Below are 20,521 nucleotides of genomic sequence, written 5' to 3' on the forward strand. Positions count from 1 at the left end.
TTATGGCTTCCGAATCGCCGTTGCGGCGAAGCGAGTTCCTGCTTGATAGCCTGTTTATGAACAGCCGGCCCTTCTCAATGGAGCGGCCGTCGGTAGAAGAAGACCCCTTTCCCGACAGGAGGGGGTTTACTGAATGTTTACTTTTGTGGCAGCGGTTCCAGTCCGATATCCTCCTGATACAGCCCGAGTAAAACCGTTTGAGAAATAATAATCGTAAGGTATTATGGGTTCAGCAGCCGCAATACAGCGGGCTGTTGCAGGATCACAACCGGCCGGGCCGCGGCCCGGCGCCCTGATCAGGCAAAAACCACCCAGCACACCATCAGGGATTTCTCCATGTCCATGACCCATTGCCGATATGTTTTGTTTCTGCTCTTTATCATGGCTCCGATCGTTTTTTTATCCGGCCCGGTCCGGGCCCAGGATGACTTCCAGACCTGGCTGAGCGCACTGCGCCAAGAGGCCCTGGCAAGGGGGATCTCCAGGCCCATCCTTGATCAGGCCCTGGCCGGACTGAAACCCATCCCCCGGGTCCTGGAACTCGACCGCCGGCAGCCGGAGTTTACCAAGAGCCTGTGGCAGTACCTTGACCTCACCGTTTCCGACAAAAGGATCCAGCGGGGCCGCGACCTGCTCAAACGCCATGCCCGGCTGCTCGGCGAGATTGAGCGCGCCTACGGGGTCCAGCCCCGTTTCCTGGTGGCCTTCTGGGGCCTGGAAACCAATTTCGGCGATCATCTGGGCGGCTTTCCGGTGGTCGGTTCCCTGGCCACCCTGGCCCATGATCCCCGGCGGAGCGATTTTTTCCGCAACGAGCTGTTCATGGCCCTGCGGATTCTTGATCAGGGCGATATCAGGGTCAAGGCGATGCGAGGTTCATGGGCCGGGGCCATGGGCCAGCTGCAGTTCATGCCCTCCACCTTTGTCCGCTTTGCCGTGGACCATGACGGCGACGGCCGCAAGGACATCTGGACATCCCTGCCCGATATCTTCAGCTCGGCAGCCAACTTTCTGGCCAGTTCCGGCTGGCAGAAAAACAAGACCTGGGGCCAGGAGGTCCGGCTGCCGGATAACTTCGATCTTGCCCTGGCTGACCTGAAAATTAAAAAAACCCGCCAACAATGGCAAGAGCTGGGGGTCAGCGGAATGGACGGCCGGGACCTTGCCCCGGCCGACGACATTGCCTCGCTCATGCTGCCGGCCGGAGTATCCGGCCCGGCCTTTCTGGTGTTCCGGAATTACCGGGTGATCCTCAACTGGAACCGCTCACACCTCTATGCCATTGCCGTGGGTCATCTTGCCGACCGGCTCGCCGGATACGGCCCGCTGATCAGCCAACGCCCCTTGAACGACAAACCGCTCCATCGAACCGATATCATGAAAATCCAGCAGTTGCTTGCGGAACAGGGATTTGACCCGGGTTCGGTGGACGGCATTGCCGGTGGACGGACCCGGATGGCGATCAAGGCATTCCAGCGCGCCAACCAGTTGCCAATGGATGGCTATCCCTCGGCCGATCTGCTCGATCGGCTTGCTGCCTCCCGATAAAAAAACCATGAAAAGAAAATTTCACACCGCAACGGGCGCCCCCCTGCCCTTTGGCGCGACCTTTACCCCGGCCGGGCTGAATTTCGCCCTGTTCTCCCGCCATGCCCAGGCAGTCTCGCTGGTCATCTTTTCCGGGCCCCACGGCGGCCGCCGGACCGAAATACCCCTTGATCCCAAGCGTAACAAGACCGGTGACGTCTGGCACATCCTGTTATGCGGAATAGAGGATGAACTGTACTATGCCTACCGGGTCCATGGGCCGCATGATCCCCATGGACAGGGGCATGCCTTTGACCGAAAGGCGCTGCTCCTCGATCCCTATGCCCGGGTGCTCACCGGCGGCGAGCAGTGGGGCCGGCCGCTGGATAACGGCAGCGGCCGGATTGCCGGTTTTACCCGGTACTGCCTGGCCGGCCGGGACCAGTTCGACTGGCAGGGGGACCGGCCCCTGAACATCCCGCTCAAGGACTCGATCATCTACGAACTGCATGTCCGGGGGTTCACCCGGGACCCCAGCTCCGGGGTTTCCCATCCCGGCACCTTTGCCGGGATCGTGGACAAAATCCCCTATCTCAGACAATTGGGAATAACCGCGGTCGAATTGATGCCGATCACGGACTTCAATGAACTGGAAAACATCCGGGTCAACCCGGTCACCGGCGAGAAGCTCACCAACTTCTGGGGCTACAGCCCGATCTCTTTTTTTGCTCCCAAGGCCGCCTATGCCGCTGACAACGCCCCGGGCAACCAGGTCCGGGAGTTCAAGAAGATGGTCAGGGCCCTGCACCGGGCCGGGATCGAGGTGATCCTTGACGTGGTCTTCAACCATACCGCTGAGGGCGGGGCGGACGGGCCGATGATCAGCTTCCGGGGCCTGGATAATTCGATCTACTATCTCCTGGACTCCAAGACCCGGGAATATCTGAATTTTTCCGGCTGCGGCAACACCTTGAACTGCAACCACCCCCTGGTCCGGCAGTTGATCATCGACTGCCTCCATTACTGGGTGGTGGAGATGCATGTGGACGGCTTCCGCTTCGACCTGGCCTCGATCCTCGGCCGGGACCAGTCCGGCCGGGTGCTCTCCAACCCGCCCATGGTGGAGATCATTGCCGAGGACCCGATACTGGCCCATACCAAGATCATTGCCGAGGCCTGGGACGCGGCCGGGCTCTACCAGGTGGGCAGTTTTTCCACCAGCGCCCGCTGGGCCGAGTGGAACGGCCATTTCCGCGACGATGTGCGGGCCTTTCTCTGCGACCGGGACAACACGGTGGCCGCGCTGGCCACCCGAATCTCCGGCAGCGCCGACCTGTACCAGCGCAACGCCCGCCGGCCCTGTAACAGCATCAACTTCGTCACCAGCCACGACGGGTTCACCCTCTACGATCTGGTCAGCTACAACCGGAAGCATAACCAGGAAAACGGGGAGGACAACCGGGACGGCTTTGACCATAACCTGAGTTGGAACAGCGGCAGCGAGGGCCAAAGCGACGACCCTGGGATAAAAACCCTCCGCGCCCGCCGGGTCCGCACCCTGGCCTTGATTCTCTTTATCTCCCAAGGGGTGCCGATGCTGGTGGCCGGCGATGAATTCGGCCGGACCCAGCAAGGTAACAACAACGCCTATTGCCAGGACAACCCCGTCAGCTGGCTGGACTGGACCCTGGTTGAAAAAAACAAGGATCTGCTCCGCTTCTTCCGGATGCTCATCGCCTTGCGCAAAAAACATCCCCTGTTCCGCAGGGATACCTTTTTCCCGGCCGCGGGCAAGAGTTCATCCGATCCGATCCGCTGGCAGGCGGAGCGGCCCGATGTCCAGGACTGGTCGCCCGCGGCCCGGGCCCTGGCCTTTTACCTCTCCGGCGCAACCAGGGGCCAGGGGACGGACGACGATTTTTTCGTGATGCTCAACGGCAGTCGCCATGCCCCGCGGTCATTTATTCCCCATCCACCGCGACACAAGCGGACCTGGCGCCGGATCATCGATACCGCGGCAGCCCCGCCCGCAGATATCCTCCTGGAAGAGACCGGGGAGATCGTGGCCCCGGACAGCCGGATCACCGTGGCCCCGATGGCAGCGGTGGTGTTGATCGGCAGCAGACGATAACCAGGACCAGCAGGATAACTTAACAACCACCGTCTGAAGACGGTGGGTTAACTTAACGACTGAAAGTCGGGATACGGGTCACAGACCCGTTTTTGACGTGCTCGTGCTCGTGCTCGTGCTCGTGAACGTACTCGTACACGAACATAAGTGCCTTTGGCGAACGACAAGTCCATTTATCGAGCAACTCTCCTTGATAATCCATCCTGCTTGCTCGCAACATATTTATTTTTTTCTTGTCTCGATCACGTTTACGTTCACGAGCACGTTCACGAGCACGAAGTAAAAAAACTCTTCCCTTCCAACCGGATTCCATTGGAAGTGATAAATCTACCCGCCTGAAGGCGGGGGCTTTAACCTTAACTGGGACCAGTAACGAGTAACGAGTGCTGAGTGCTGAGTGCTGAGTGCTGAGAAAAAGTATAATCGCTCTCTTTCGGTTCAACTCATTACTCATTGCTCGTTGCTCGTTGCTCAGCACTTATCGCTCTGACACCTGAAAAAGGTTACCATGGACACCTCTCTCGACCTTCTCTTCATCGGTGACTCCCTGATCGAGTTCTGCAACTGGCAGGACCGTTTTCCGGAACACCAGGTCACCAACCTCGGCCGGGCCGGTGAAACAGTGGAGGGGTTGCTCACCCGACTCGAGTCCGTATGCCGGCGCCATGGCCAGGCTGACCGCATCGTGTTGATGACCGGCACCAACAATATCGGCATGGAGGATTACGGGTTTCCGGTCAACTACGAAAAAATCCTGGGCCGCCTTCACGAACAGTATCCCCGGGCCGCCCTCATCGTGACCAGCCTGCTGCCCTTACGCCTGCCCTGGATCGGTGACTCGGCCGTTCCCCGTCTGAACCGGGAACTGGAGAAACTGTGCACCAACCTGAATGCAACCTTCCACGACCTCTATCATCGGTTTACCGCAAACCGGCCGACAGCCGATGATCGCTGTTTTGCCAGCTACTACCTCGAAGACGATGTCCATTTGAGCGAACGTGGTTATGCGGTCTGGGCCCAATCCCTGGCCCCGCTGCTCATCTCGGCCGGTGCAGCGGGCCGGAACCGGACAAGAAAGAGTCCCAACAAGTAATTCATTGCCGTACCGTGGCTTTTTAGCTAAGATGGTTGCCTCTGTTTGCAACCGTACTTACCGTGTTATGATGGCGCCCGACAAACAATACGACAACCCTGAAGCACTCAATTCTTAAGGAGGATTTTCTCAATGCGCAAATATATTTCCCTCGGCTGCGGGCTCATGCTGCTCCTCACCACCAGCATTGCCTGCAACCGCCAGGACGCTGAAACAACCACCCAGAGCACTCCGGCCCCCGAGGCCAGCGCTCCGGCCAGCACCGAGACCCCGGCCCCGGCCGCCTCGCCCCTGACCGTCAAGAAGGGGACGGTCGTGGAGGCCATGAATGCCGCCGGGTATACCTATATGCTGGTCGATGACGGCACTGAAAAAAAATGGGTGGCAATCACCGAGTCCCAGGTAAAGGCCGGCGACAAGGTCTCCTACTATGACGGCATTGTCATGGAGAACTTCCACAGCAAGACCCTGAATCGCAACTTTGATTCCGTGGTCTTCTCCAGCGGCCTGGTCGGCCAGGCCCCCATGGGAATGGGAAACGGCCGGGCAGCCGGCGCGCCCATGATGTCCGGGGCCAAATCGTTCAACCAGGCCTTGCAGCAGGAGAGCGGGATGATGCCCTCTGTGCCCGCAGCCTCAATGGGCAGCAAAAAGGCGGTTGTTCCCTTTATCGAAATCAAGGTGGCCAAGGCCGCCGGCGACAACAGCTACACAGTGGGCGAGATCTTTGAAAAAGCAGCTGAACTTGACGGCAAACAGGTAACGGTCCGCGGCAAGCTGGTAAAGGTCTCGGCCAACATCATGGGCCTTAACTGGCTGCATATCCAGGACGGCACCGGCCATCCGGAGCAGCGGACCCATGACCTGGTGGTAACCACTTCGGCCCAGCCGGAGGAGAACTGGGACATTATCACCGTTCATGGCACGGTCAGCGCTGACAAGGATTTCGGCGCCGGTTACTTCTATCCGGTGATCATCGAGAATGCCTCGGTGAGCAGATAGACTATTCTCCCGGTCCGGGCCTGCCGGAATCCGGCCGGTCCGGACCTTGGCAACCCCATCCACGGTCCCTGCTCCGTTGTTCTTGATTTTCGGACAGGGGCGGGCGGAAGATTATGAAAATCGTGGTGATCGGACCTGGGGCCCTCGGATGCCTGCTGGCGGCTGCGATCCTGCTCAGGACCCATACCCGCGAGGAACAAGACGGCCACACCCTGTGGCTGCTTGACCGTTCCCCGGCCCGGGCCGCCCGCCTGGCCGACCATGGCCTGATCCTGGAAAAAGCCGGCAAACAACGCCTCTGCCGCGTGCGGGCCACGGCCGTGGCCGGGGAAATCGGGCCGGCGGATCTCCTGTTTCTGTGCGTGAAGGCCGGGGACGTCCGTGCCGGCCTGGCCTCAATCTCCCCGCTCCTGACCCCGGAATCACTGGTCATTACCCTGCAGAACGGTATCAGCCATATCGACATCCTGCGGCACTGGCCCCTGCCCGGCCGGGCCGCGGCCGGGGTCACGGCCCAGGGCGCGAACCTGGCGGGACCAGGCCATGTCCTCCATGCCGGCCAGGGCCCCACCAGCATCGGCTTCCTGCAACCCGCCGATACCGCGGCCAACCATCGGTTGACCCGGGCCGCGACGCTCTTGTCCGCCGCCGGGTTTGAGGCCACGGTGGTCCCTGACATCATCAACCGGGTGTGGGACAAGCTGCTGATCAATACCGGCATAAACGCCCTGACCGCCATCCACGACTGCCCCAACGGACAACTGCTGAAGATTACCGCTGCCCGCAGTCAGATGACGGCCGCGGTCCGGGAAGCCGCTGCCGTGGCCCGAGCCAGGGGAGTGGTCCTCAGCACCGATCCCGTTGTCCGCACCAAAGAAGTCTGCCGCGCCACCAGCGCCAATATTTCATCCATGCTCCAGGACGTACGCGGAAAACGGGCCACGGAGATTGACGCCATCAACGGCGCGGTGGTGGCGGCGGCCATCCCCCTGGGAATAGCGACGCCGATCAACCGGGAGTTGGTACACCGGGTCAAGGAGCTTGAACAGAGTTATTTATTTTGACTTCTTTCCGGAAACCCCGTAATTTTTTTCTTATGATGATTTCAAAAATCAACCCGGCTCAGCTCGGGTTTGACATTGATGGCGTGGTTGCCGATACGGCCGAGGCCTTTATGCGAATTGCCCGAGATGAGTACGGTGCAAACGGAATCACGGTGGAGGATATTACCGAGTTTGAGGCAGAGCAGTGCCTGGACATGGATCCGAAGATAATTGACGCCATCTTTCACCGCCTGGTGGTCGAACCGCTGGCCGCCGACCTCAGACCGATGGAAAATGCGATCCCGGTCCTGCGCGAACTGGCGGAGGTTGCGCCGCTTACCTTTGTCACTGCCCGCCCGCTCGGCGCGCCCATTATCGACTGGCTGCGGACCATGCTGGGCGCCGAGGTGCTGGCCGGGGCCCGGGTCAAGGCCATCGGCGACCATGACAACAAGGCCCGGTATATCAAAAAACTCGGACTGGACTACTTTGTCGACGACCGGGCCGAGACCTGCCTGCAACTGGCCCGGGAGGAAATCCAGCCGATTGTTTACTGCCAACCCTGGAACCGGGGCCGCCATAATCTGCAAACCGTGGCTGACTGGCAGGCCATCCGCTCCCTGGTGTTCGACTGACCGGCATGGCCGGACCATAACTTTTGGGCCGCGGCCACAACCAACAATGAAAATCTCCCCGGACAGCGAGCTTCGTCCGGCACGACCTTCATATAAAGGACTCAAAGACCATGCGCTGTCCGCATTGCGGCAAGGAAATCGCTGTCTACAACAACCCGTTGCCCACGGTGGACATCATCATTGAAAACAAGGCCGGCATCGTGCTGGTGAAAAGAAAAAACAAACCACTCGGCTGGGCCCTGCCCGGCGGTTTTGTCGATTACGGCGAATCCCTGGAACAGGCCGCGGTCCGGGAGGCCCTTGAGGAGACCGGGCTGGCGGTGACCCTTTACCAGCAGTTCCACACCTACTCGGACCCGGGCCGCGATCAACGTCATCATACGATCAGCACGGTGTTCCTGGCCACGGCCCAGGGAAGCCCCCGGGCAGGAGACGATGCCGGCCAGGCCCGGTATTTTACCGAAAAAAACCTGCCGGAGCTGGTCTTTGACCACCAGTCGATCCTCAGGGACTATTTCCGCTGCAAAGGGGCATACAGCAGATGAGCGACAGTGACAGCCGAAAAAAAATCCTCGTTGCCGATGACGACCCCGTGGTTCTCGACCTGCTGGCCTCCTATATCAGCAGCCTGGGCTATACCCCGGTTACGGTAAAAGACGGACTCGCCGCGGTGAAGGAGCTGGAAAAGCTCGATTGCAGCATCGTGGTCACTGATATGATGATGCCCAGAATGAACGGCATGGAGCTTTTGCGCTACATCCGCAGACACCATCCCCGAACCAGCGTCATCGTGGTCACCGGCTACGACCGCACCTTTTCCTACACCGAGGTGATCAAGGCCGGGGCCAGCGATTTCATCAGCAAGCCCTTTAGCGCCGATGAACTGGAGGCCAAGCTCAACCGGGTAATCCGGGAGCAGGAACTGGTCCGCCAGCTTGAGCTTTTGTCAATCTCCGACGCGCTTACCGGACTCTTCAACCGCCGCCATTTTGACGCGAAAATCTGGGAAGAGGTGCACCGGGCCCATCGCCAGGGCCACGATGCCTTTCTCCTGTTGATGGATGTGGACCGGTTCAAGGAGTACAATGACCAATACGGTCATCCGGCCGGGGACCAACTCCTGCAGACCCTGGCCGGCATCCTCACCAGTTGTATCCGGACCAATGTTGACTGGGCCTTCCGCTTCGGTGGCGACGAGTTCAGCGTGATCCAGGCCCAGATCGGCTGGGAACAGGCGATGGACACCGGCCGGCGAATCATGGAAAAGTATGCGGAACACGAATTTTCCACCACCAGCCTGAGTGTCGGGGTGGCCCGGTTCATTCGCCACGAGGGCAACTCCTGGCAGGAGGATGTCGCCGACCTTGTCCAACGGGCGGACAAGGCCATGTACCAGGCAAAACAGGGGGGCAGAAACAAGATCATTGCCGATAACGAATCATCTCCAGACCTTGGTTGAACCGCCCATGGCTGATCCATCATCTTCCCGCACCAAGCAGCCGGTCCTGCTCAGCACTCTCCTTGCCGACATGTTCCGTGACAGGAGATGGGACAGCCAGCGGGAACTGCACCGGGTTTTTCTCTTCTGGGAACAGGCGGTTGGCCCGGATATCTCCTGTCAGGCCCAGCCGCAGCGGATCAGGAACACCACCCTCTGGGTCCAGGTCCGGGATCCGATCTGGATGCAGCAGCTCCATCTCCAGAAGATACTCCTGCTCGAACGACTCAACCAGCGGCTGACAAAGGCCCGACTGACCGACATCCGCTTCACGATCAATACCAACCTCAAAACCATGGCCCCGGCGCCGGAGACCAGGCCCCGGGATCTCCCCTTAAAAAAAGAAATCGATCCGCAAAAGAAACAGCAGGGCGAACGGCTGGTGGCCGGGCTGAAGAACGATGAGATCCGGGCCGCCCTGCAGAGTTTGTGGGACACCTTCCACCGGTAGGGGCTTAGCAGATTCTCGGCAGGGCCTCGCCCTGGAGCATCTCAATCAGCCGGCGGCCGCCGATCCCGGTCTCAAGCACCACCTCACCCGGATGCGCGGCCACCGCCTCGCCGATGATCCGGGCATCAATACCGGCCGGTTCCCGCCTGACAGCGGCCAGCACCGTTTCGGCCCGGTCCGGGGCCACAAAGGCCAGAAGCTTGCCCTCATTGGCCAGGAACAACGGGTCAAGGCCCAGAAGTTCACAGGCGCCCCGGACATCGTCCCGGACCGGCAGCGCGTTCTCATGGATACGGAGCCCTACTTTCGAGGCCTGGGCCAGTTCGTTCAGGGCAGTGCCCACCCCGCCGCGGGTGGGGTCCCGCAGGACATGGATCGCATCCTGCCCGGTCTCCAGCATTGCCTTGACCATGGTGTGCAGGGGGGCGGAGTCGCTGCTAAACCCGCCCTGAATCTTCAGCCCTTCCTGGAGACAGAGGATGGTGGTTCCGTGGTCGGCCATGGTGCCGCTCAGGATGATCTTGTCGCCGGGCCTGCCGTTTTCACAGGAGATATCCAGGTCATGTTCCAGGATGCCGATCCCGGCGGTATTAATAAATATCTTGTCCGCCTTGCCGGCCGGCACCACCTTGGTGTCGCCGGTGACGATCTCCACCCCGGCCCGGTCGGCACAGCCCTTGATCGAGCGGACGAGCCGAACGAGATGGTCATAGGGAAACCCCTCCTCGATGATCAGTCCCAGCGACAGAAAGGCCGGCCGGGCGCCCCGCATGGCCAGGTCGTTGATCGTGCCATGCACCGCCAGGACGCCGATGTCGCCGCCCGGGAAAAAAATCGGGTCAACCACGAATGAGTCGGTGGAAAACGCCAGCCGGCCGCCACCCACGCTGAGCAGGGCGCAGTCCTCCATCGGCGCCAGGGCGTCACTGTTGAACCCGGCCACGAACAGCTCCCTGATCAGGTCGTTGGTGGCCTTGCCGCCGCTGCCGTGGGCCAGGGTTATCTTCTTGCTCATCAAGGTTCTCCTTATAATTACCGGTTTCCGGTTGCGCAGCCCATCATACCTGGCTGGCTTCCTTTTTGCAAAACCGGCGATTTGGGCTTGAATCATAGGAATCATGAGGGTATAAGCAATATGCCGTGTACCTGGATCGACACTCGATTGTTCGTCATTTGATTATCGTCTTTCCTCGGCACGCGGCACCATGTTGCTTATACGATTGCCGCCGGGCCCCGGGCGCCTCCCGGAGCAGCTGTTTTTTTCTTATGACAACCGGACACGCCACCATGCCTTACAACAATATCCTTGACAAGATCGGCAATACCCCGCTGGTACGGATCAACCGGTTGTTCACCGGCAAGGTCTCAATCTACGCCAAGCTGGAATCCTTCAACCCCGGCGGTTCGGTCAAGGACCGGATCGCCCTGGCGATGATCGAGGAGGGTGAAAAAAGCGGGTTGCTCACCCCGGACAAGATCGTGCTCGAGGCCACCAGCGGCAACACCGGGATCGGCATGGCCATGGTCTGCGCGGTCAAGGGATACCGCTGCCAGTTGGTCATGCCCGAGTCGGCGAGCATCGAACGGCGCAAGATCATGACCGGCTATGGCGCCGAGATCCTGCTCACCCCGGCCAAGCGGAGCACCGACGGCGCCATTGAGCAGTCCTACCATATGGCCCGGGAACATCCGGACCGCTATTTCCTCACCGACCAGTTCAACAACGACGCCAACTGGCGCGCCCATTACGAGATCACCGGTCCGGAGATCTGGGAGCAGACCAACGGCAAGGTCACTGACATCATCTCCACCCTGGGCACCACCGGCACGGCCATGGGGTTGAGCAGATACTTCGGTGACCACCATCCCGAGGTCCGGGTCACCGCGGTGGAACCCTTTCTCGGCCACAAGATCCAGGGGCTGAAGAACATGAAGGAGTCCTACAAGCCGGGCATCTTCGACAAGACCCTGCCCTATCAGATCATGAACATCCCGGACAACGAGGCCTTTAAGATGGCCCGGCTGCTGGCCCGCAAGGAGGGATTGTTCGTGGGCATGAGTTCCGGGGCGGCGATGTGCGCGGCCATTGCCCAGGCGAAACGGATGGAGGAGGGGATGCTGGTGGTGATCCTGCCGGACGGCGGGGAACGGTATCTCAGCACCCAGCTCTTCACCCGGGCGGTCAAGGAGAAGGCCAGGACCGCCGGGCTCAGGTTCCATAACACCATGTCCAAAAAAAAGGAGGAGTTCCGGCCGATTTCACCGGACCGGGTGACCTTCTACGCCTGCGGCCCCACGGCCCACGAGTACGCCACCCTGGCCCATTGCCGGCGCTTCGTGGTTGCCGACCTGATCCACCGGCTGCTGGTCGGCAAGGGCTACAAGGTGCATTTCTTCATGAACTTCACCGATCTGGACGACAACACGATCATCGGCGCCGAGAAAAAGGGGCTGCCGATCGAGGAGTTCACCCAGACCTATGTCGACGAATTCAAAAAGGATATACAGACATTGGGCGTGCTCCCGCCCACCGGCTATCCCCGGGCCTCGGAGCATGTGGAGGACATGATCGACATCGCCCGCCGCCTGATCGACAAGGGCTATGCCTATGAAAAGCACGGCTCGATCTATTTCGACATTGCCCGCTTCAAACCATACGGCCGGCTTTCCGGGGTGGACCTGAGCAAGATCCAGGTGGGCAAGACAGTGGACCTGGACAACTACGACAAGGAACACCCGGTGGATTTCACCCTGCTCAAGCGGAGCACCCTGGCCGAACTGAAAAAGGGCATCTTCTTCCAGACCGAGTGGGGCAATGTCCGGCCCGGCTGGCATATCGAATGCGCGGCCATGGCCACCCATTACCTCGGCGAGACCATTGACATCCACACCAGCTGTCGCGACCTGATCTTTCCCCATCATGAGAACGAGATCGCCATTGCCGAGGCCCTGACCGGCAAGCCGCTGGCCAACTACTGGCTGCACAGCGAGCTGCTCCTGGTGGACGGCAGGAAGATGTCCAGGGAGGCCGGCAACATCATCACCCTGCGGGACGTGCTCGCCGAGGGCTACAGCGAACGGGAGATCCGTTTCCTGCTCCTCTCCACCCACTACCGCAAGCCTCTCTACTTTTCGCGCAAAAAGCTTGACGACGTACGCAAGAACCTGGCCCGGCTGGACGGATTCGTGCGCAAGCTTATCTGCCTGCCGCCGGACATGCCGCACCCGGAGGTGGCCGCCTATCTCTCGGACATGGAGGACACCTTTTTCAAGGCCCTGGACAACGATCTGAACATCTCCCGGGCCCTGGGCGCGCTGTTCGACTTCATTAAAAAGACCAACCCGATCCTGGCCGAGGGGCAGCTGGACCTGGAGCAGAAGAAGTATATCCTGGAGTCGTTCGAGAAGATCAACACCATTTTGAACCTGCTCAGGCTCAAGGAGTGCCCCCTGGCACCGGAGATCGACAAGCTGCTCCGGGCCCGGGAAGAGGCGCGCAAGGAAAAAGACTGGGAAAAGGCGGACACCGTGCGGGAGGAACTGGCCCGCCAGGGGATCGAGGTGGCGGATACGGCCAAGGGACCGGTGTGGAAAGAGAAGAAATCCGAGTAGAGGACCGGCTGCGCAGGGAGGCGGGCGGCTGGAATTGGGTTGCAAAATCAGCGCCGGCGTGCTAGAAAACTGGCTTTCCTTATCCGGCCGGAGCCCGGGATTTTTTCCCGCCCGCCCGGCCGACCAGATCATACCCGGGAGCGCCCGTAGCTCAGCTGGATAGAGCAACGGACTTCTAATCCGTAGGTCGCAGGTTCAAATCCTGCCGGGCGTACCAGTAAAAGCAGGTGGTCAGGCCGTATTGACCTGACCCCTTGATTTTCGACAACACCATTACTAGCCATTATTCTTTAATGATTCTAGTACGTTAACAAGTTCCCCTGGCTCAAAAACTGGCAGCTGAGATTTTTTGAAATCAATGCTGTTCCTTGTCACGATGTATTTTGCTCCTGCATGAAGAGCTGCCTCATGCAGCACGGCATTTTCAAGAACCAGGCGATTTACCGGGGACGGGGACGCCCTTAATATTTAAATATTTGAAAAGTCTTTACACTGAGAAAAAATCGCCCATGTGATGAAATTCACCCTCCCCGAACCGAACTCGTGAAGTTAAAAACTTAAGGGCGTCCCTCTCGCCTCTGCGTCCCCCTCGCCTCCGTACATGCCGCGGTCAAGACAAAAAAAGTAAAACTCTGTTATACTGTTTTTTGTCTTGAATTTTTTTGTAACCGTTCACCATGGGCAAAAACTTTGCAGCAATCTCCGGCATGTAAACGCTCAGCAGTGCCGTAGATGCGCGTGTCTGTCAATCGTCCGATGTTTTGTTAGAGGACAATCGTCCCGCCGTTTGGTTGCGGGACAACGAGGCCTGTTCGCTATAGCCCCTCTCTATGCGGGCAGGCCGATGACAAAACAGATGGGGCGCTGCTGAGCGTTTACAAATTTTTCACATGAGAGTGAGGTAAAATCATAACGTATGCGCATCGCCATGCTTTCTTCCATCGCCTGGAGAACTCCGCCCCGCCATTACGGCCCCTGGGAGAGAATCACTTCCCTTTTGACCGAAGGACTCAACGCCAAGGGCGTCGACGTCACCCTCTTTGCCACGGCCGATTCCCAAACCAAGGGCAAACTGAAATCAGTATGCAAAAAGGGGTACGAGGAGGATACATCAATTCTTCCCAAGGTGTGGGAGTGCCTCCACATTTCGGAACTCTTTGATCATGCCGACGAGTTCGACCTGATTCATAACCAGTTCGACTTTTTGCCCCTCACATACTCGGGCCTGGTTTCCACCCCGGTCGTGACCACCATTCACGGTTTCTCCTCCCCTGACATTCTTCCGGTGTTTAAAAAATACAACGGCAAAGTCCATTATGTCGCCATCAGCGATTCCGACAGGTCCCCTGAACTGGATTACATCGCCACCATCCATCATGGAATCGATCTGGAGAATTTCACCTTTCAATCCCGTCCCGGCGAATATCTCCTCTATTTCGGCAGGATCCATCACGACAAGGGGACGAAAGAAGCCATTGAGATCGCCCGCCGCGCCGGGAAAAAATTGATTATCGCCGGGTTCATCCAGGACCGGGAATATTACGAAACCCACGTGGAGCCGGAAATCGACGGCAACAGGGTGGTTTACGCGGGCAGCGCCGGACCCGGCCGCCGCGATGAACTCCTGGGCAACGCATACGCCCTGCTCCATCCCATCAAGTTCAAGGAACCCTTCGGTCTCTCGGTGATCGAATCCATGGCCTGCGGCGCTCCTGTTATCGCCTTCAACCTGGGAAGCATGCCCGAACTCATCAGGGACGGGGTCAACGGGTTCCTGGTCTCGGGGGTGGAAGAAGCTGTCCGCGCCGTTCCCAGGGTGGCGGACCTCGACCGGGCCGACTGCCGCAAGCATGTGGAGGAACGGTTTACCGTTTCCAGAATGGTTGATGAATACATTAAAGTATACGAGCGGATCCTTGCAAAGGAGGCCAGGGAAGACCACAGGCCGTGGGGATACTACACCATTCTCTCCGACGCAACGGACCATAAAGTAAAAAGAATTGTCGTCTATCCCGGCAAACGGCTCAGCCTGCAACGCCACCGCCGCCGGGCGGAACACTGGCACCTTATCGAAGGGGAGGCCATCGTCACGGTGGACCAAAAACAGATCCCTCTGCAACCGGGCGACTCGGTGGACATCCCCAGGGGCGCCCTGCACCGGGTGGAGAACAGGAGCACGGAAAACCTCGCCTTTATCGAAATCCAGACCGGAGATTATTTCGGAGAGGATGATATCGAGCGGCTGCAGGACGATTATGGAAGATTATCGGCTTCGCAAAAAGCCGCTCAGCCGACCGGTTGACCGTTCTAACCCCTTGATTTTACGTGTCAGCCGGTGGCACAGAGTCACTTTTTACGCGCCCAACGGAAGTGCCCTTGGGGTGAATGCATCAAGATTGTCGGTCTCGCAACAACCCGCTCGACGGACGTGATTCGTCTTGTAACTTGTTGGTTTTATTGGGTGGCATTTGAAGCCTTTCGGGTTGTTACGAGTTCATCAAGATTGTCGGTCTCGCAACAACCCGCGAGACGGACGTGTGTCATGTTGTAACTTGTTGATTTTATTGGGTGGCATTTGAAGCATTTCGGGTTGTTACGGGTTCATCAAGATTGGGGTAAGAATGGGTATTACCAAATTTGAACCGCCGGTTAAACGATACAAGGGAAATCCCATCCTGACGAAAGACGACGTGCCCTACCCCGTGGTCACCGTTCATAACGCGGGCATGACCAGGCATGAAGACCGGTATATCATGCTTTTCCGCGCCCACCTCCGCAACGGCCGGTGCGTCATCGGTCTGGCCCAAAGCACGGACGGGTACTCCTTTGAGGTCTCTGCCGAGCCTTTTCTTAGGCCCGCGAAAGAGGGAGTATTCGCGGAATATGAAGAGTTCGGCGTTGAGGACCCCCGTATCTGCTCTCTTGATGATGAATACCTTATAACCTACAGCGCCTATTCAAAACACGGCGTGCGCATCGCAATGGCCCGCACGAGGGACTTTAAAAAGGTGGAACGCGTTTCCCTGATAACCCAGGCCGATTATCGCAACGTGGTTATCTTTCCCCGGAAATTTAACGGACGGTACGCGAGAATGGACCGCCCCCACTCGGAAATCTCTCCGTGGTCCATCTGGATATCCTACTCGCCCGACCTGGTCCACTGGGGGGATTCCAGGGTCCTGATTAAACCCGCCGCCTATCACTGGGATGAAATGAAGGTCGGGCCTGGCGCCACGCCCATTGAAACGGACCAAGGATGGCTCAATATCTTTCATGGAGTTTTTCCCACCATGGACGGATCGGTCTACCGGCTGGGCGTGGCCCTTCATGATCTCCACGATCCATCGATAGTCCTGGGAGTTGCCGACGACTGGATCCTGCAGCCCGAGGATCCATGGGAGGTTACCGGTTATGTTCATAACGTGGTCTTTACCTGCGGGGCCATAAAAGAAGAGGACAATACCATAAAGATTTACTGGGGGGGCGCGGATACGGTCATGTGCGTGGGAACGGCCCGGATAGACAGACTCATTGATCTTTGCCTGGAAAACCATAGAAAGGCGATATAAGAACCTGACATGAAAAATAACAAACCTTTGCGAGCCAGGAGACGGTCCCATGTCTTTTCATCGGAAAAATCCCGCGTTATTACCAGGTTTCACGGCCTGTCCGAATCGAGGCTGGAGAACGTTATACACAGGGTCCTGAACATGGCGGAAGAAAAAGTGTCGAATCTGCTTGAGCAGGTCATGGAAGAGTTCTCCCACCGCCACAGAAATTTCAGGGAGGCCCTGGAGGACAATTTCAATAAAATCATCCATCTTCTCCCGCCGGAATGCTCCGTTTCCACGGAGAGAAAACTCCTGCTCGGTTCCTATTTCACCTGCGAGTATTCCGTGGAGGCGGCCGCTCTCTTTAATCCCTCCATCGTTCTTCATCCCGATCAGAGCGGCATGGGGACGGACAAAATACGGTTTATCATGAGTTTCAGGGCCACGGGGGAGGGCCATATCTCCTCGGTGGAGTTTAGAAGCGGGGTTATAAACAAGAACATCGATATTTATTTCGATCCCATAAGCGAGTATGTAGAGACGCCGGAAATCGTCCGGGACCACGCTTACAACAAACACCTTTTTCAATTGAAGCTGAATGAGATGGAGGCCTGCAACGAGGTCACCACCTATATTTTAAATAAACTGGCCGATGAGTTTTCCCTGAGCGAGTTGGAAGCCGAAATAAAATGTATTGACAATGAAGTCTCTTTCCCCGGGTCCCGCAAGAATGAGACGGTGGAAATAATCCGCTGGCTCGCCAGGTCGAACTATGAAATAAAGTTCGGAAGAGACCATCGAATATCGGAAAGGGTCATTTTTCCCGTGTCGGAGAATGAAAGCCGGGGGATAGAGGACGCGCGGTTCGTGCGCTTCATCGACGGGGAGGAAGTAACTTATTACGCCACCTATACGGCCTGTAACAGTTTCATGATACTGCCCCAGTTGATTGAGACAAAGGATTTCCTCACCTTCAAAATCATCACCTTAAACGGCAAGGCGGTGCAAAACAAGGGCATGGCCCTTTTCCCCAGGCGTATTAAGGGGAACTATGTCATGCTTTCCAGGCAGGACGGGGAAAATAATTATATAATGATCTCCGACCATCTGCATTTCTGGCAGGAGTACACATTATTGCAAAAACCCTCCTTTCCCTGGGAATTCATCCAGATCGGCAATTGCGGCTCCCCTTTGGAAACAGAGGCGGGATGGCTCGTGTTGACCCATGGAGTGGGGCCGATGAGGAAATACTGTATCGGCATAGAACTTCTCGACCTGGATGATCCGTCGCGGGTCCTGTCGAGATTGGAGGAACCCGTTATTGTCGCGTCCCACGAGGAGAGAGAGGGGTATGTCCCCAATGTGGTTTATACATGCGGGGCCATGATCCACAAGGATGAGTTGATCATCCCATACGGCATGGCCGATTCAAGGACCTGCGTGGCGAGCCTGCCGCTCTCCGAAATCATGGAGAGGCTCCGGCCCTTGTAAGGAGGAAAACTTGAGCGCTGTCAAGAATAATAAACTCAATTCCGTGGCCGTTATCGGAAATTACCTGCCCAGGCAGTGCGGAATAGCCACTTTTACCGCAGACCTTTGCGGCGCCCTGGCCGAAGAACTGGACAGCGGCGCCCATGTAGCCGCCGTGGCCATGGATGACCTGGACGGCGGCTATGCCTATCCCCGGAGGGTCAAATTTCAAATCCGGGACCACTGGCTCCCCGATTATCTGAAAGCCGCCGACTTTCTCAACGTGAACCAGTTCGACGTGGCCATACTCCAGCATGAATTCGGCATATTCGGCGGCAAAGACGGGAGCCATATTCTCAGGCTTGTAAAAAATTTAAACATGCCCCTTATAACGACCCTGCACACCATTCTCGACGAACCCTCGGACGAACAGAGGAAGATCGTTCTCGATCTGGCGAAATACTCGGAAAAAGTTGTGGTGATGAGTAAAAATGGCCGGGACATGCTGCGACAAGTCTACGGAATAGAGGAATCCCGGATAGCTGTCATCCATCACGGCATTCCCGACGTGGGATTCATGGATCCCTATTTTCACAAGGACACCTTCGGGGTGAAGGATAAAAAAGTCATTCTCACCTTCGGGCTGATCCACCCGGGCAAGGGGATAGAGTATGTTCTGAACGCCATGCCCGAAATCATCGAAAAACATCCCGACGTGGTTTATATCGTTCTCGGAGCGACCCATCCCAATGTATTGAAAGCAACGGGAGACGCTTATCGCCAGAGCCTTCTTCAACTCGTCAACCGTCTCAATCTCAAGGACCATGTGCTGTTCAAAAACCAGTTCGTCGAACTCGACGAATTATGCGAGTACATCGGCGCGGCGGACATATATATCACCCCCTATCTGTCGGAAAAACAAATCGTCTCCGGCGCCCTTGCCTATGCGGTGGGAGCGGGCAAGGCCGTGATTTCCACGCCCTACTGGTACGCCGAGGAAATTTTATCGTCGGACCGCGGACGGCTGGTTGCCTTCAGGGACGCCGACGGCATCGCCCGGGAGGTCAACGATCTCCTCGCCAACGAGCAGGAGAGGAACGCCGTCAGAAAACGCGCCTACCAGTTCGGACGCATGATGGTGTGGAGCAAGGTGGCCGTGGAATATATTTCCCGGTGCGTTGAGGTCATTGATTACAGAGCAGAACACCAGAAAGACAGGCCCGCGGAAAAAACCTATCCAAAAGGGGTAGACGAACTCCCTGCCCCGAAACTCGACCACCTCCGGACCATGACCGACGACACGGGCGTACTCCAACACTGTTATTTTTCCATCCCCGACAGGAATCACGGCTATTGCGTCGACGACAACGCCCGGGCCCTCATCGTGTCCAGCCTGCACTACTCCCTTTATAAAGATGAAAACTCCGTTTCCCTCACGAAAACCTACCTCTCTTTTCTCCACCACGCTTTCAACACCGGGACGGGCCGTTTCCGCAATTTCATGTCCTACGACCGCCGTTGGCTGGACGAAGAAGGGAGCGAGGACTCTCATGGCCGGGCCCTCTGGGGAGTGGGAACAGCGGTGAAACACGCCCCCAACGACTCTCTCCGCAACATGGCCACCCGGCTCTTTCAGGACGGTGTCGATGCCGTGGAAAGACTGACCTATCCCAGGGCTCTGGCTTTCTCCCTCATAGGCATCCACGCCTACCTGGAAGTATTCAACGGCGACGCCGCGGTCCGGAGGCTGCGCAAGGTGACCGCCAAAAAATTGTACGACCGTTTCAAAGGAAAATCGGACAAGGAGTGGCCCTGGTACGAGGACGAAGCGACCTACGCCAACGCGAGAATCCCCCATGCCCTGCTTCTTTCAGGGCAATGGATACCCGACGATAAAATGTGGAAAAAGGGGATCGAGTTGCTGCAATGGCTATTGGACAGGCAGACCTCTCCCCAGGGGCATCTCTCCATAATCGGGAACCAGGGCTGGATGAAACGGGACCGGGAGCGCGCCCATTTTGACCAGCAGCCCATTGAGGCGATGACCCTTCTCGACGCCTGCGCCGAGGTCTACCGATCCACAGGGGAAGAAAAATGGCTCAACGAAGCCATGCGGTGCCTGAACTGGTTTTTAGGCTACAACGACCTCCACGTCCCGCTCAACGACTTCATCACCGGAGGCTGCTTCGACGGCCTTCAAATGAAGGGGGTCAACAGGAACCAGGGCGCTGAATCCTCCCTCGCCTGGCTTATCTCCATTCTTACCATATTCGAAGTCATGGGCCGGGCAACTCTTTTGAAGAACGGGAGCGGGTAGAGGGGGGAGACAGCAAAATCCCAACGATTATTTGAGGTTCGTTGTGGCCGGCAAATATGGTCCAGGTAAGGTTTCGGTAAACCCCGTACGTTTGAGGTTGGACCGGGAAAGGGGTTTTCTTATACCGAACGGTGTAGCGGACCCTGAGCCGCAGCCGTGACGGCAAAAACGGAATTTAAAACAACTTCGGC

16 protein-coding genes and 1 tRNA gene are annotated in these 20,521 nt (G+C 57.8%); 16 read left to right on the forward strand and 1 reads right to left on the reverse strand.

Annotated elements, in window-relative coordinates; all coding sequences use genetic code 11:
- The 10 genes from L3J03_08855 to L3J03_08900 form a co-directional block, all read left to right on the forward strand.
- Positions 1 to 191, forward strand: a 191-nt coding sequence (locus L3J03_08855) for a hypothetical protein (GenBank protein MCF6291083.1), incomplete at its 5' end; no start/stop codon positions are given.
- A gap of 145 nt (positions 192 to 336) precedes the next feature.
- Positions 337 to 1,548, forward strand: coding sequence for a lytic murein transglycosylase (locus tag L3J03_08860; protein MCF6291084.1), 1,212 nt, complete (start codon positions 337 to 339; stop codon positions 1,546 to 1,548).
- A 7-nt stretch (positions 1,549 to 1,555) separates the two neighbouring features.
- A complete protein-coding gene (glgX, locus tag L3J03_08865; protein MCF6291085.1) occupies positions 1,556 to 3,658 on the forward strand; it encodes a glycogen debranching protein GlgX in 2,103 nt (700 codons plus the stop codon).
- Between the two features lie 508 nt (positions 3,659 to 4,166).
- Positions 4,167 to 4,751, forward strand: coding sequence for a GDSL-type esterase/lipase family protein (locus L3J03_08870; GenBank protein ID MCF6291086.1), 585 nt, complete (start codon positions 4,167 to 4,169; stop codon positions 4,749 to 4,751).
- 132 nt (positions 4,752 to 4,883) lie between these two features.
- On the forward strand, positions 4,884 to 5,753 hold the full coding sequence (locus L3J03_08875; GenBank protein MCF6291087.1) for a DNA-binding protein: 870 nt from the start codon (positions 4,884 to 4,886) through the stop codon (positions 5,751 to 5,753).
- Between the two features lie 113 nt (positions 5,754 to 5,866).
- Entirely contained in the window at positions 5,867 to 6,817 is a 951-nt protein-coding gene (locus L3J03_08880) for a 2-dehydropantoate 2-reductase (GenBank protein ID MCF6291088.1), read from the forward strand.
- Between the two features lie 32 nt (positions 6,818 to 6,849).
- Complete coding sequence (locus L3J03_08885; GenBank protein MCF6291089.1) at positions 6,850 to 7,431, forward strand: hypothetical protein; 582 nt, start codon at positions 6,850 to 6,852, stop codon at positions 7,429 to 7,431.
- Positions 7,432 to 7,541: 110 nt separating this feature from the next.
- Positions 7,542 to 7,976, forward strand: coding sequence for an NUDIX hydrolase (locus L3J03_08890; GenBank protein MCF6291090.1), 435 nt, complete (start codon positions 7,542 to 7,544; stop codon positions 7,974 to 7,976).
- Positions 7,973 to 8,890 (forward strand): diguanylate cyclase, encoded by a 918-nt coding sequence (locus tag L3J03_08895; protein MCF6291091.1) that lies wholly within the window; start codon positions 7,973 to 7,975, stop codon positions 8,888 to 8,890. The genes L3J03_08890 and L3J03_08895 overlap by 4 nt, the downstream gene beginning before the upstream one ends.
- A gap of 7 nt (positions 8,891 to 8,897) precedes the next feature.
- Positions 8,898 to 9,380: a DUF721 domain-containing protein gene (locus L3J03_08900; GenBank protein MCF6291092.1), complete on the forward strand. Its 483-nt coding sequence runs from the start codon at positions 8,898 to 8,900 to the stop codon at positions 9,378 to 9,380.
- Positions 9,381 to 9,384: 4 nt separating this feature from the next.
- On the opposite strand, the gene hypE is transcribed toward L3J03_08900, so the two are convergent.
- Positions 9,385 to 10,395, reverse strand: coding sequence for a hydrogenase expression/formation protein HypE (gene hypE / locus L3J03_08905; protein MCF6291093.1), 1,011 nt, complete (start codon positions 10,393 to 10,395; stop codon positions 9,385 to 9,387).
- Between the two features lie 251 nt (positions 10,396 to 10,646).
- Here hypE and cysS point away from each other — a divergent pair, with 251 nt between their 5' ends.
- From cysS to L3J03_08935, 6 genes are all read left to right on the forward strand, one after another.
- Complete coding sequence (gene cysS / locus L3J03_08910) at positions 10,647 to 12,992, forward strand: cysteine--tRNA ligase (protein MCF6291094.1); 2,346 nt, start codon at positions 10,647 to 10,649, stop codon at positions 12,990 to 12,992.
- A gap of 140 nt (positions 12,993 to 13,132) precedes the next feature.
- Positions 13,133 to 13,209 (forward strand) — tRNA-Arg (locus L3J03_08915).
- Positions 13,210 to 13,908: 699 nt separating this feature from the next.
- The gene (locus tag L3J03_08920) at positions 13,909 to 15,294 is read left to right on the forward strand and encodes a glycosyltransferase (protein MCF6291095.1); all 1,386 of its coding nucleotides are present in this window, start codon (positions 13,909 to 13,911) and stop codon (positions 15,292 to 15,294) included.
- A 319-nt stretch (positions 15,295 to 15,613) separates the two neighbouring features.
- Positions 15,614 to 16,561 (forward strand): glycoside hydrolase family 130 protein, encoded by a 948-nt coding sequence (locus L3J03_08925; GenBank protein ID MCF6291096.1) that lies wholly within the window; start codon positions 15,614 to 15,616, stop codon positions 16,559 to 16,561.
- 141 nt (positions 16,562 to 16,702) lie between these two features.
- The gene (locus L3J03_08930) at positions 16,703 to 18,034 is read left to right on the forward strand and encodes a glycoside hydrolase family 130 protein (GenBank protein ID MCF6291097.1); all 1,332 of its coding nucleotides are present in this window, start codon (positions 16,703 to 16,705) and stop codon (positions 18,032 to 18,034) included.
- Between the two features lie 10 nt (positions 18,035 to 18,044).
- Positions 18,045 to 20,330 (forward strand): glycosyltransferase family 4 protein, encoded by a 2,286-nt coding sequence (locus tag L3J03_08935; protein MCF6291098.1) that lies wholly within the window; start codon positions 18,045 to 18,047, stop codon positions 20,328 to 20,330.
- Positions 20,331 to 20,521 lie beyond the last annotated feature (191 nt).

The sequence above is a fragment of the Desulfobacterales bacterium genome, assembly GCA_021647905.1.
In the GTDB taxonomy this organism is placed as follows: domain Bacteria; phylum Desulfobacterota; class Desulfobulbia; order Desulfobulbales; family BM004; genus JAKITW01.

Excerpts from the sequence above, each read along its gene's own strand:
- L3J03_08860 (MCF6291084.1), top strand. The coding sequence starts at position 337 with ATGTCCATGACCCATTGCCGATATGTTTTGTTTCTGCTCTTTATCATG.
- glgX (MCF6291085.1), top strand. The coding sequence starts at position 1,556 with ATGAAAAGAAAATTTCACACCGCAACGGGCGCCCCCCTGCCCTTTGGC.
- L3J03_08870 (MCF6291086.1), top strand. The coding sequence starts at position 4,167 with ATGGACACCTCTCTCGACCTTCTCTTCATCGGTGACTCCCTGATCGAG.
- L3J03_08875 (MCF6291087.1), top strand. The coding sequence starts at position 4,884 with ATGCGCAAATATATTTCCCTCGGCTGCGGGCTCATGCTGCTCCTCACC.
- L3J03_08880 (MCF6291088.1), top strand. The coding sequence starts at position 5,867 with ATGAAAATCGTGGTGATCGGACCTGGGGCCCTCGGATGCCTGCTGGCG.
- L3J03_08885 (MCF6291089.1), top strand. The coding sequence starts at position 6,850 with ATGATGATTTCAAAAATCAACCCGGCTCAGCTCGGGTTTGACATTGAT.
- L3J03_08890 (MCF6291090.1), top strand. The coding sequence starts at position 7,542 with ATGCGCTGTCCGCATTGCGGCAAGGAAATCGCTGTCTACAACAACCCG.
- L3J03_08895 (MCF6291091.1), top strand. The coding sequence starts at position 7,973 with ATGAGCGACAGTGACAGCCGAAAAAAAATCCTCGTTGCCGATGACGAC.
- L3J03_08900 (MCF6291092.1), top strand. The coding sequence starts at position 8,898 with ATGGCTGATCCATCATCTTCCCGCACCAAGCAGCCGGTCCTGCTCAGC.
- hypE (MCF6291093.1), bottom strand. The coding sequence starts at position 10,395 with ATGAGCAAGAAGATAACCCTGGCCCACGGCAGCGGCGGCAAGGCCACC.
- cysS (MCF6291094.1), top strand. The coding sequence starts at position 10,647 with ATGACAACCGGACACGCCACCATGCCTTACAACAATATCCTTGACAAG.
- L3J03_08920 (MCF6291095.1), top strand. The coding sequence starts at position 13,909 with ATGCGCATCGCCATGCTTTCTTCCATCGCCTGGAGAACTCCGCCCCGC.
- L3J03_08925 (MCF6291096.1), top strand. The coding sequence starts at position 15,614 with ATGGGTATTACCAAATTTGAACCGCCGGTTAAACGATACAAGGGAAAT.
- L3J03_08930 (MCF6291097.1), top strand. The coding sequence starts at position 16,703 with ATGGCGGAAGAAAAAGTGTCGAATCTGCTTGAGCAGGTCATGGAAGAG.